Here is a 9,767-nt window from a genome sequence, read left to right as displayed (position 1 = left end):
CATCATGGTCGATACTCTGCTGCGCGTCTTCGACAATTTATCCGTCGCGGAACAGGCGCGCGAAGCCCTGCTGGCCGCCGGCATTGAATCCCGCGCCATTCGCCTGGCATCGCGGGAAGACGATGGCGGGCCGCTGCAGTCCAATTTCATCGTCGAATCGGCCGACAAGCCCAAATTCGGCTGGCGTAGCAAGCAATCCTCCCGGCAGGTGCAGCAACAAAGCAGTTGCCTGCTCAGCGTTCGCCTGGAAGATAAGCGCCAGGGCATGCTGGTTGCCACCATCCTCGACCGCTACGCCACGCTTGACCGCGGCAACCGCATGGGCCCGTTCTGAGCCCTCGCCAAGGCCGGCATTCCATGCCATCATCCGGGCATGGATACCCAACAAGCGCTTGAATTCGTGCGCATGCACGGTGTCGTCCTGGTTTCCGCCCAGGGCTCCGCGCCGCGCCTGACCGACGCCATCGCCGGCGAGCCCGTCAAGGGCAGCTGGTGGGGCCACCCCAAGGGCAAGCAAATCTTTTCCGTGCTGGATGCGCTGAACGACAGCAGCGATATCCTGGTCTGCCGCCTGCTGCAGAACAAGCTGACCATGGTGCACCGCCGCCTGTGGCCGGCGCTGGCCGCGCTGGCGCCGGAGCTGCCGCCTGCCGCACTGGCGCGCGTGGTGCAGGAACATACCGCGTCCGGCAAGCACGTCAACCGCGAAACGCCCTTCCCCGAATGGCTGCCGCCCGACGCCGCCGCCGAGGGCGCACGGCTGAGTTCCACAGAGGCCCGAAGCCTGCTCGGCTTGTGATAATCTCGCAGGTCGCACTTTCAGAAGGCTGAACACATGATCAAGACCAAGATCGCCCTGGCGGCGATGATGCTGTCCCTGGCGTTCGCGCCGGCCGAGGCGGCGAAGAAGCCTGCCAGCAAGGCCAGGACCAGCGCCAGCGCGAAGAAATCGGCGGGCAAGGGCAAAGCCAGCGCGAAGTCCGGCGCAAAATCCGGCGCAAAGTCGAAGGGCAAGGGCAAGGCCGCCGCTGCGGGCGCAGCCGGCGCAGCTGTCGCCACCGCGGCCGCGACAACGCCCGCCGCCAAGCCGATGCCGGCCGAGCGACGCCAGGACCGCAGCTTTGACAGCCAGGCCGGCATTTTCCTGAACGCCCTGTGGCGCATCGACCCGGAATCGGCCATCGTCGTCGGCAAGTACGACACGGCCGCCACGCTGACCATACCGGACCCGGCCACGCGCGAAAAGCAGCTGGCCTTCATCGACGAGTGGCTGCAGAAGTTCGGCGCCATCGACGCGAAACAGCTCTCGCCCAAGCAGCGTTCCGACCTGGGCCTGCTGATCAACAAGCTGAACGGCGACCGCTGGTACCTGACCACCTTCCGTGAATTCGAGTGGAACCCGGCGTCCTACAATATCGCCAGCCCCATCGACTTCATCCTGAACACGGAATACGCGGCCAAGCCGCAGCGCCTGCGCACGCTGCTGAAGCGCATCGCCGGCGTGCCGGGCTACTACGATGCGGCGCGCAACAGCATCAATAATCCGACGCGCGAGCATACCCGCCTGGCCATCGACCAGGCGCCGGGTGTGCTGTCCGTGCTGGCGGACCTGGACAAGGAAGCGCAAGCCTCCATCCTGACTGCGCAGGAAAAGGAATTGTTCACGCAGCGCATCGCGGCGGCGAAGACGGCGGTGGAAGGCTATGCGGCCTGGCTGGGTGAGCTGGACAAGCAGCTGGCCACGCAAGCGAATGTGCGCTCCTTCCGCATCGGCAAGGAGCTGTACGAGGCCAAGTTCGGCTTCGATATCCAGTCCGGCAGCACGGCCGAGCAGACTTACCAGAAAGCGCTGGCGGCGCGCGAGCAGCTGCTGTCGAATATGGACCGCATCTCGGACGAGCTGTGGCCGAAGTACCTGGCCGATACGCCGAAGCCGGCCGACCGCAGCGCCAAGATCGGCATGATGATCGACAAGCTGTCCGCCAACCACGTGGCGCCGAAGGATTTCTTCCCTGAGATCCGGCGCCAGATTCCGGTGCTGCAGGACTGGGTAGTCGAACATGACTTGCTGACGCTCGACCCGAAGAAGCCGCTGGTGGTGCGCGAAACGCCGGCCTACCAGCGCGGCGTGGCGGGCGCCAGCATCGAGGCCCCGGGACCTTACCGTCCGCAGGACCGCACCTACTACAACGTGACGCCGCTGGATGACGCCACGCCGGAGCAGGCGGAAAGCAGCCTGCGCGAGTACAACCACTGGATCCTGCAGATCCTGAACATGCACGAAGCGATTCCGGGGCATTACGCCCAGCTGGTGTATGCCAACCGCTCGCCCTCGATCGTGAAATCCATCTTCGGCAATGGCGCGATGGTGGAAGGCTGGGCGGTGTACGCCGAGCGCATGATGCTGGAATCAGGCTATGGCAACAACGAGCCGGAGATGTGGCTGATGTACTCGAAGTGGAACCTGCGCAGCGTGACCAACACGATCCTCGACTACAGCGTGCACGTGCTGGGCATGACGCAGGAGCAGGCCATGGACCTGCTCACCAAGCAAGCCTTCCAGACCACGCGCGAAGCCGAGGAAAAATGGCGCCGCGTGCAGCTGACGTCCGTTCAGCTCACCAGCTATTTCAGCGGCTATTCCGAAATCATGGAATTGCGCGAACAGCGCCGCAACGCGCTGGGCAGCAAGTTCTCGCTGAAGCAGTTCCACGAGCAGTTCCTCAGCTACGGCAGCGCGCCCGTGCGCGTGATCAAGGACCTGATGCAGTAAGCGGTCTAAGCTCTCCCAACGCCCCGCGCCAAACACGGGGCGCTTCTGCTAATCTACTTAGTGGGGAGACGACATGACCATGCCCTTGTACATCGACAAGTTCGACTATGCCAAATATCTGCGCGACGGAGGCGTAGAGCCCGCTCTCGCAGAACTCTACGCGGAGGCGCTTGCGGCCGGTCTGTACCAGGAAGTCGTCCAGCCGACCGACCTGGCGCTGGCGGAAGCGAAGATCACCGCATACTACAAGCGCGACATGGACGAGCGCAACGCCAAAATCGATCGTACATTCCGGCCCATCTACTGGATTCTTGCCGTAATGATGGTGATGCACATCATCACCTTGGTTAAGCTATTTTCCTAGGAGTTTTCTTCGGTAGGGGCCTGGGTGGCCTTGACGAAGATCGGGGACAGCAGCACGCCGATTTCAAATAGCAGCCACATCGGGATCGCCAGGGAGAACTGGCTGACTATGTCCGGCGGGGTGACGATGGCGGCGATCACGAAAGCGCCCACGATCACATAGCCGCGCCACTCCTTCAGCTTGGCCACGGACACCAGGCCCATACGCACCAGCACCACGACCACGACAGGCACCTCGAAGGCGCAGCCGAAGGCCAGGCACATGGACATCACGAAGTCCAGGTAATTCTCGATATCGGGCGTGACCGCGATCGAGGTCGGCGAAAAGTCGGCGATGAAGTGGAACACGCGGCCGAATACGAGGAAGTAGCAGAAGGCCACGCCCATCACGAACAGCCCCGAGGACGCGATCACCAGCGGCGCCACCAGGCGCTTCTCGTGCGTGTACAGGCCGGGCGCCACGAAGGCCCACAGCTGGTACAGCACCCAGGGCAGCGCCAGGATGAAGCCCAGCACCAGCGTTACCTTCATCGGCACCAGGAAGGGCGCGATGACGCCGGTGGCGATCATCTTCGAGCCGGTCGGCAGCGAATTGATCATCGGCGCGGCGATGATGTCGTAGATATGGGAAGGGCCGGGCCAGATCATCAGTGCTGCCGTCATAATCAGGATGCCGATGCTGGCTTTCACCAGGCGGTCGCGCAGTTCGATCAGGTGGCTGATGAAGGTTTCTTCGACCGGTTCTTGATTGCTCATTTAGTAGAACGATGCGGGAGGTTTGCCGCTGCGCGGACGGAAGCGCGCCACGCGCGCCGCGCCGGACATCACATGCATGCGTCCATTGTTGCGCTGCTTGTACCACAGCGGGATGGCGGAACTGCGCACCAGGCGCTTGCGGCGGAATTCCTTCGCCTTGCGCTGCTGGTCTTCGGTGGTGGCCGTGGCGATGGCCGGTTCGTCGTGATGGTCGATGCTCAGCGCATTCTCGACCTCGGCCATGTTCGCCGCAATGGAGTTTTCCACGTCCGCCTTGAAGGTGCTGGCCGCTTCGGTGGCCTGCTTCTGCAGGTTCTTCAGCTCTTCCAGCTCGATCTCGCGGCTGACTTCGGATTTGACTTCGTGCAAATATCTCTGGGCGCGGCCGTACAGCGTGCCGGCCATGCGCGCCACCTTGGGCAGCTTTTCAGGACCGATCACGACCAGGGCCACTACCCCGATGATGGCGAGTTTGGAAAGACCGAGATCGATCATCGACGCTTACTGCCTGGTCTTTTCCTTGGCTTCCACTTCGATGGTGCCCTTATCGGTCACCTGTGCCGGCGGCGGTGCAGGCTGGGCGGGCTTCTCTTCTTCCTCGCTGCCTTTCACGCCATCCTTGAAGCCTTTGACGGCCTTGCCCAGGTCCGAGCCGATATTGCCCAGTTTCTTGGTGCCAAATACCAGCATGACCACTACCAGAACGATCAGCCAGTGCCAAATGCTCATAGAACCCATTGTATTGCTCCAGAAAAAGCGTTAATTCAGACAGTATACGCTATCCGACTGTCTTCAAGTACGCATCCCACGCCACGGGCGCGGACCGCCATACAGATGCATATGCAGATGGTACACCTCCTGGCCGCCATCCGGTCCGGAGTTGATGAGGAACTTGAAGCCGCGGCTCGGCTGCCCCTGCTCGTCATAGGTGACGGCGATATTGTGGTCGGCCGCCAGTTTCGGCACCAGGGACATCATCTTGCCCAGCAGCGGCGCATGTTCCGGCGTGCAGTCGGAAAGCGTCGACACATGCACCTTCGGGATAATCAGCAGGTGCACCGGCGCGGCCGGGTTGATATCCTTGAATACCAGCAAGTCGTCGTCCTCGTGCACGATGGACGAGGGAATCTGTTTCGCGGCGATCTTGCAGAACAGGCAGTTTTCCACGGTTGCTCCTTTATTCTTTGCGGGATGCTTTTTCTTCCAGGCCCGAGAGGCCTTCGCGCCGCGCCAGCTCATCGAGCACCTGCTGCGGCGTGAGGCCGAACTGGGCCAGCAGAACCATCGAATGGAACCACAGGTCGGCTGTTTCGTACAGCACTTTCGAGGCATCGCCGCTGACGCGGGCATCCTTGGCGGCCATCACGGTTTCCGTGGCTTCCTCGCCGATCTTTTTCAGGATCGCATCGTCGCCCTTGCTGAACAGCTTGGCCACATAGGAAGAGGACGGGTCGCCGCCCTTGCGCGATTCGATGGTGGCCGCCACGCGGTCCAGAACAGTCGTCATTTCTTCACTTCCGTATAGATGTCGTCCGGATCCTTCAGCACCGGTTCCACGGCCTTCCAGTCGCCGTCTTCAAACTTGTTGAAGAAGCAGCTGTGGCGGCCCGTGTGGCAGGCGATGTCGCCTTCCTGCTCGATCTTCAGCAGCACCACGTCTTCATCGCAGTCCAGGCGGATTTCCTTCACCTTCTGCACATGGCCCGACTCTTCGCCCTTGTGCCACAGCTTCTTGCGCGAGCGGCTCCAGTACACCGCCTCGCCCAGCTCCACAGTCTTGTAGAGGGCGTCGCGGTTCATCCAGGCGAACATCAGCACATCATTGCTGCCATCTTCCTGGGCGATCACCGGCACCAGGCCGTGTTCGTCCCATTTCACGCGGTTCAGCCATTTGGCCTTCGCGATCTGCGCTGCGGTTCCGTTTGCCATTCTCTTTTCCCCCGAAAGTCAATCCAGGCGCATCGGAATGCCCTGCGCCGCCATAAAGCGCTTGGCTTCCTGCACCGTGTGCTGGCCATAATGGAAAATGCTGGCGGCCAGCACGGCGTCAGCATGGCCCAGCTTTACGCCGTCGGCCAGATCTTGCAAACCGCCCACGCCGCCGGAAGCAATCACCGGCACGTTGACGGCATCACTGACGGCACGGGTCAGCTCCAGGTCGAAACCCGACTTCGTGCCATCGCGGTCCATGCTGGTCAGCAGCAGTTCGCCTGCGCCCAGCGATTCCATTTTCTTCGCCCACTCGACGGCATCGAGGCCGGTGGCATTGCGGCCGCCGTGGGTGAACACTTCCCAGCGCCCCGGCGCCACCTGCTTGGCATCGATCGCCACCACGATGCACTGGCTGCCGTGCTTCTGCGACGCTTCATATACCAGCTGCGGATTGCTCACCGCCGAGGTGTTCAGGCTGATCTTGTCCGCGCCCGCGTTCAGCAGGCGGCGCACATCCTCCACCTGGCGCACGCCGCCGCCCACCGTCAGCGGGATGAAGACTTGCGAGGCGACGGCTTCGATGATGTCCAGGATCAGGCCGCGGTTGTCGCTGGAAGCCGTGATGTCGAGGAAGGTCAGCTCGTCGGCGCCCTGCTCATCGTAGCGGCGCGCGATTTCCACCGGATCGCCGGCATCGCGCAGCTCGGTGAAGTTGACGCCTTTGACGACGCGGCCGTTGGTCACGTCCAGGCAGGGGATGATGCGTTTCGCCAGCATTGTTTACTCTTCTTCGGTGTCGCCGGACAGTTCGTCGGCGCGCAGCTGGGCCGAATTCAGGTCCAGCGTGCCTTCGTAAATAGAACGGCCGCAGATCACGCCTTCGATGCCTTCTTCCTGCACGGCGCACAGGTCTTCCACATCCTTGATGGTGTGCACGCCGCCGGAGGCGATGATCGGGATGCGCACGGCCTGCGCCAGGCGCACGGTGGCTTCGATGTTCACGCCGCCCATCATGCCGTCGCGGCCGATGTCGGTGTAGACGATGGATTCCACGCCGTACTGTTCGAATTTCTGCGCCAGGTCGATCACTTCATGGCCGGACATCTTGCTCCAGCCGTCGGTGGCCACCTTGCCATCCTTGGCATCCAGGCCGACGATGACATGGCCCGGGAAGGCGCCGCAGGCATCGTGCAGGAAGCCGGGGCTCTTCACGGCGGCGGTGCCGATGATGATGTAGCTGATGCCGTCGTCCAGGTAGCGCTCGATAGTGTCGAGGTCGCGGATGCCGCCGCCCAGCTGGACCGGGATCTCGTCGACATCGTTCTCTTCCGCGAACTCGCGCACCGCTTGCAGGATGGATTTCACCGCACCCTCGTTCTTCGGCTTGCCCGCGAAGGCGCCGTTCAGGTCGACCAGGTGCAGGCGGCGCGCGCCCTGGCGCAGCCAGTGGCGCGCCATTTCGGCGGGATCTTCGGAGAAGACAGTAGCAAGTTCCATATCGCCCTGTTTCAGGCGAACGCAGTGACCGTCCTTGAGGTCGATAGCAGGAATGAGCAGCATGATGTTGTTCTTAAGGTTAGGGATTCCAGTGGACGAAGTTCTTGTACAGCTGCAGGCCGGTGGCCGCACTCTTCTCGGGGTGGAACTGGGTGGCAAAGATATTGTCGCGGGCGACGGCGCAGCAGAAGGCATCGCCATACTGGGTTTCGCCCACGCTGTGCGCCGGATTGCCTGGCTGCGCGTAATAGCTGTGGACGAAATAGAACCAGGCATTGTCAGGAATGTCGGCCCACAGCGCGTGCTGCGATTTCTGCTGCACGCGGTTCCAGCCCATCTGCGGCACCTTGAAGCGCGAGCCGTCGGCCTGGGTGCGGCCTTCCAGCTGGAATCGCACCACCTTGCCCGGCAGCAAGCCGAGGCCGGGCGTATCGCCCTCCTCGCTGACGTCGAGCAGCATCTGCTCGCCCACGCACACGCCCATCATGGGCTTGCTCGCGGCCGCGCGCAGCAATGCATCGCGCACGCCCGATTCATTCAGGCTGCGCATGCAGTCGCGCATGGCGCCCTGGCCGGGCAGCACGATGCGGTCGGCGCTATCGATGTCGGCGGGAACGCCGGAAATGCGGATGTCCGCTTCCGGCGCGACAGCACGCAGGGCTTGCGCAACGGAGCGCAAATTGCCCATGCCGTAATCAACTACAACGATCTTGTTCATTTTGGTCAGCCGTGTATGAACGTTACAGGCTTCCTTTGGTGGATGGAATGGTGCCGGCGGCGCGCGGGTCCAGCTCGACGGCCATGCGCAGGGCGCGGCCGAAAGCCTTGAATACCGTTTCGCACTGATGGTGGGCATTGGTGCCGCGCAGGTTGTCGATGTGCAGCGTCACCAGGGCGTGGTTGACGAAACCACGGAAGAATTCCAGCGTCAGGTCCACGTCGAAGCCGCCGATCATGGCGCGCGTAAACGGGATGTGGTATTCGATGCCGGGACGGCCGGAAAAGTCGATCACCACGCGCGACAGCGCTTCATCCAGCGGCACATAGGCGTGGCCGTAGCGGCGGATGCCCTTCTTGTCGCCGATGGCCTTGGCCACCGCCATGCCGAGGGTGATGCCCACGTCTTCCACCGTGTGGTGGTTGTCGATGTGGACGTCGCCGGTGGCTTCGATGTCGAGATCGAACAGGCCGTGGCGCGCGATCTGGTCCAGCATGTGGTCGAGGAAGGGAACACCGGTGTTCAGCTTCTGAACGCCGGTGCCGTCGAGATTGATGGCCACGCGGACCTGGGTTTCGCTGGTGTTGCGCGTGATTTCTGCGGTGCGGTTCATGAAAAGGCTCTTGCGTTTGTGTCAGGCTGCCAGAGCGGCCTTGAGGCCGTCAAGCATGATTGCGTTTTCTTCCGGCGTACTGACCGTGATGCGCAGGCAGTTCGCCAGCACATTGTGCATTCTACCCACATTTTTGATCAATACCTTGCGGGAGAGCAGTTTCGCGTGGGCATCATCGGCATTCGGCACGCGAATCAGAATGAAATTCGCTGCCGACGGGAAAACCTTGACTCCAGGCAACTGCGCAAGCGATGCCAGCAGCTGCGCGCGCCCGGCGCGCAGCTGCGCGGCTTGCTCGTTCAGCACCTCCAGGTGGTCGAGGCAGAATTCCGCCGCGGCCTGGCTCAGCACATTGACATTGTAGGGTGGGCGGATCTTGTCGAACTGCTCCAGCACGGCCGGCGCGCAGGACATGTAGCCGAGGCGGATGCCGGCCAGGCCCAGCTTGGACAAGGTACGCATGACGATCAGATTGTCGAACTCCGGCAGGCGGGCCATGAAGCTCTTCTGCGCGAAGGGCTCGTAGGCTTCGTCCACCACGCACAGGCCCGTGTCGCCGAGGGCGCGGATGATCTGCACCATCTCGTCCTCGTTGAACAGGTTGCCCGTGGGGTTGTTCGGGTAGGCCAGGAAGACCAGGGATGGCTTGTGCTCCGCGATCGCCGCCAGCATGGCCGGCAGGTCGAGCGTGAGGTCGGCCTTCAGCGGCACGCCCACGAAGTCCATGCCCGCGATCATCGCGGAGCGCTGGAACATCACGAAAGAAGGCACCGGCGCCAGCATGACCGCGCGCCGGTCCTGATGGGCGCAGGCTTGCGCCATAATGGCGATCAGCTCATCGGAACCGTTGCCCAGCATGACATCATAGCCGGCCGGCACGCCCAGCTTCGCGCAGATGCGCTGCTTGAGCGTGGTGTAGCTGGCCACCGGATAGCGGTTCAGCGCCACGTCGGCCAGGCGGCGGGACAGTTCCTGATGCAGATGCTGCGGCAGCTCATACGGGTTTTCCATCGCATCCAGCTTCACGAAGCCGCTGGCATCGGGCACGTGGTAGATGTGGTCTTTACGCACATCATCACGGATGGTGTTGGCGATCAGGCTGTCGAGGGACATCT

General features: G+C 62.6%; 15 protein-coding genes. 4 read left to right on the top strand and 11 right to left on the bottom strand.

Annotated features, from left to right (window positions below; translation table 11 throughout):
* The first annotated feature begins 4 nt into the window (after positions 1-4).
* The 4 genes from ACHMW6_RS35390 (at position 5) to ACHMW6_RS35375 (ending at position 3,137) form a co-directional block, all read left to right on the top strand.
* Positions 5-334 carry a hypothetical protein gene (locus ACHMW6_RS35390; protein WP_395404317.1) on the top strand — a complete coding sequence of 110 codons (330 nt, stop codon included), beginning with the start codon at positions 5-7 and terminating at the stop codon, positions 332-334.
* 39 nt (positions 335-373) lie between these two features.
* Positions 374-799 carry a hypothetical protein gene (locus tag ACHMW6_RS35385; RefSeq protein ID WP_395404315.1) on the top strand — a complete coding sequence of 142 codons (426 nt, stop codon included), beginning with the start codon at positions 374-376 and terminating at the stop codon, positions 797-799.
* Positions 800-835: 36 nt separating this feature from the next.
* Positions 836-2,773, top strand: coding sequence for a DUF885 domain-containing protein (locus ACHMW6_RS35380; RefSeq protein WP_395404313.1), 1,938 nt, complete (start codon positions 836-838; stop codon positions 2,771-2,773).
* Between the two features lie 73 nt (positions 2,774-2,846).
* Positions 2,847-3,137, top strand: a complete 291-nt coding sequence (locus ACHMW6_RS35375; protein ID WP_395404311.1) for a hypothetical protein — start codon at positions 2,847-2,849, stop codon at positions 3,135-3,137.
* Here ACHMW6_RS35375 and tatC read toward each other — a convergent pair.
* From tatC to hisC, 11 genes are read right to left on the bottom strand one after another with little or no spacing between them, the layout of a single operon-like run.
* On the bottom strand, positions 3,134-3,892 hold the full coding sequence (gene tatC, locus ACHMW6_RS35370) for a twin-arginine translocase subunit TatC (protein ID WP_395404309.1): 759 nt from the start codon (positions 3,890-3,892) through the stop codon (positions 3,134-3,136). The genes ACHMW6_RS35375 and tatC overlap by 4 nt on opposite strands.
* Entirely contained in the window at positions 3,893-4,387 is a 495-nt protein-coding gene (gene tatB / locus ACHMW6_RS35365) for a Sec-independent protein translocase protein TatB (RefSeq protein ID WP_395404307.1), read from the bottom strand. It abuts the gene before it with no gap.
* A 6-nt stretch (positions 4,388-4,393) separates the two neighbouring features.
* Positions 4,394-4,630 (bottom strand): Sec-independent protein translocase subunit TatA, encoded by a 237-nt coding sequence (tatA, locus tag ACHMW6_RS35360; protein ID WP_395404305.1) that lies wholly within the window; start codon positions 4,628-4,630, stop codon positions 4,394-4,396.
* A gap of 54 nt (positions 4,631-4,684) precedes the next feature.
* The gene (locus ACHMW6_RS35355; RefSeq protein WP_395404303.1) at positions 4,685-5,059 is read right to left on the bottom strand and encodes a histidine triad nucleotide-binding protein; all 375 of its coding nucleotides are present in this window, start codon (positions 5,057-5,059) and stop codon (positions 4,685-4,687) included.
* A 10-nt stretch (positions 5,060-5,069) separates the two neighbouring features.
* The gene (locus ACHMW6_RS35350; protein WP_395404301.1) at positions 5,070-5,399 is read right to left on the bottom strand and encodes a phosphoribosyl-ATP diphosphatase; all 330 of its coding nucleotides are present in this window, start codon (positions 5,397-5,399) and stop codon (positions 5,070-5,072) included.
* Entirely contained in the window at positions 5,396-5,821 is a 426-nt protein-coding gene (hisI, locus tag ACHMW6_RS35345) for a phosphoribosyl-AMP cyclohydrolase (protein ID WP_395404299.1), read from the bottom strand. The genes ACHMW6_RS35350 and hisI overlap by 4 nt, the downstream gene beginning before the upstream one ends.
* 18 nt (positions 5,822-5,839) lie before the next feature.
* Complete coding sequence (gene hisF / locus ACHMW6_RS35340) at positions 5,840-6,601, bottom strand: imidazole glycerol phosphate synthase subunit HisF (RefSeq protein ID WP_395404297.1); 762 nt, start codon at positions 6,599-6,601, stop codon at positions 5,840-5,842.
* Positions 6,602-6,604: 3 nt separating this feature from the next.
* Positions 6,605-7,384: a 1-(5-phosphoribosyl)-5-[(5-phosphoribosylamino)methylideneamino]imidazole-4-carboxamide isomerase gene (hisA, locus tag ACHMW6_RS35335; protein ID WP_395404295.1), complete on the bottom strand. Its 780-nt coding sequence runs from the start codon at positions 7,382-7,384 to the stop codon at positions 6,605-6,607.
* A gap of 16 nt (positions 7,385-7,400) precedes the next feature.
* On the bottom strand, positions 7,401-8,039 hold the full coding sequence (gene hisH / locus ACHMW6_RS35330) for an imidazole glycerol phosphate synthase subunit HisH (protein ID WP_395404293.1): 639 nt from the start codon (positions 8,037-8,039) through the stop codon (positions 7,401-7,403).
* A 22-nt stretch (positions 8,040-8,061) separates the two neighbouring features.
* The gene (gene hisB, locus ACHMW6_RS35325) at positions 8,062-8,652 is read right to left on the bottom strand and encodes an imidazoleglycerol-phosphate dehydratase HisB (RefSeq protein WP_395404291.1); all 591 of its coding nucleotides are present in this window, start codon (positions 8,650-8,652) and stop codon (positions 8,062-8,064) included.
* Between the two features lie 21 nt (positions 8,653-8,673).
* A complete protein-coding gene (gene hisC, locus ACHMW6_RS35320) occupies positions 8,674-9,765 on the bottom strand; it encodes a histidinol-phosphate transaminase (protein ID WP_395404289.1) in 1,092 nt (363 codons plus the stop codon).
* Between the last annotated feature and the right edge of the window lie 2 nt (positions 9,766-9,767).

Origin of the sequence: Pseudoduganella sp. UC29_106, from assembly GCF_044055365.1 — a bacterium.
GTDB lineage: Bacteria > Pseudomonadota > Gammaproteobacteria > Burkholderiales > Burkholderiaceae_D > Rugamonas.
This window is presented reverse-complemented; position numbering and strand designations above follow the sequence as displayed.

Excerpts from the sequence above, each read along its gene's own strand:
- ACHMW6_RS35390 (WP_395404317.1), top strand. The coding sequence starts at position 5 with ATGGTCGATACTCTGCTGCGCGTCTTCGACAATTTATCCGTCGCGGAA.
- ACHMW6_RS35385 (WP_395404315.1), top strand. The coding sequence starts at position 374 with ATGGATACCCAACAAGCGCTTGAATTCGTGCGCATGCACGGTGTCGTC.
- ACHMW6_RS35380 (WP_395404313.1), top strand. The coding sequence starts at position 836 with ATGATCAAGACCAAGATCGCCCTGGCGGCGATGATGCTGTCCCTGGCG.
- ACHMW6_RS35375 (WP_395404311.1), top strand. The coding sequence starts at position 2,847 with ATGACCATGCCCTTGTACATCGACAAGTTCGACTATGCCAAATATCTG.
- tatC (WP_395404309.1), bottom strand. The coding sequence starts at position 3,892 with ATGAGCAATCAAGAACCGGTCGAAGAAACCTTCATCAGCCACCTGATC.
- tatB (WP_395404307.1), bottom strand. The coding sequence starts at position 4,387 with ATGATCGATCTCGGTCTTTCCAAACTCGCCATCATCGGGGTAGTGGCC.
- tatA (WP_395404305.1), bottom strand. The coding sequence starts at position 4,630 with ATGGGTTCTATGAGCATTTGGCACTGGCTGATCGTTCTGGTAGTGGTC.
- ACHMW6_RS35350 (WP_395404301.1), bottom strand. The coding sequence starts at position 5,399 with ATGACGACTGTTCTGGACCGCGTGGCGGCCACCATCGAATCGCGCAAG.
- hisI (WP_395404299.1), bottom strand. The coding sequence starts at position 5,821 with ATGGCAAACGGAACCGCAGCGCAGATCGCGAAGGCCAAATGGCTGAAC.
- hisF (WP_395404297.1), bottom strand. The coding sequence starts at position 6,601 with ATGCTGGCGAAACGCATCATCCCCTGCCTGGACGTGACCAACGGCCGC.
- hisA (WP_395404295.1), bottom strand. The coding sequence starts at position 7,384 with ATGCTGCTCATTCCTGCTATCGACCTCAAGGACGGTCACTGCGTTCGC.
- hisH (WP_395404293.1), bottom strand. The coding sequence starts at position 8,039 with ATGAACAAGATCGTTGTAGTTGATTACGGCATGGGCAATTTGCGCTCC.
- hisB (WP_395404291.1), bottom strand. The coding sequence starts at position 8,652 with ATGAACCGCACCGCAGAAATCACGCGCAACACCAGCGAAACCCAGGTC.
- hisC (WP_395404289.1), bottom strand. The coding sequence starts at position 9,765 with ATGTCCCTCGACAGCCTGATCGCCAACACCATCCGTGATGATGTGCGT.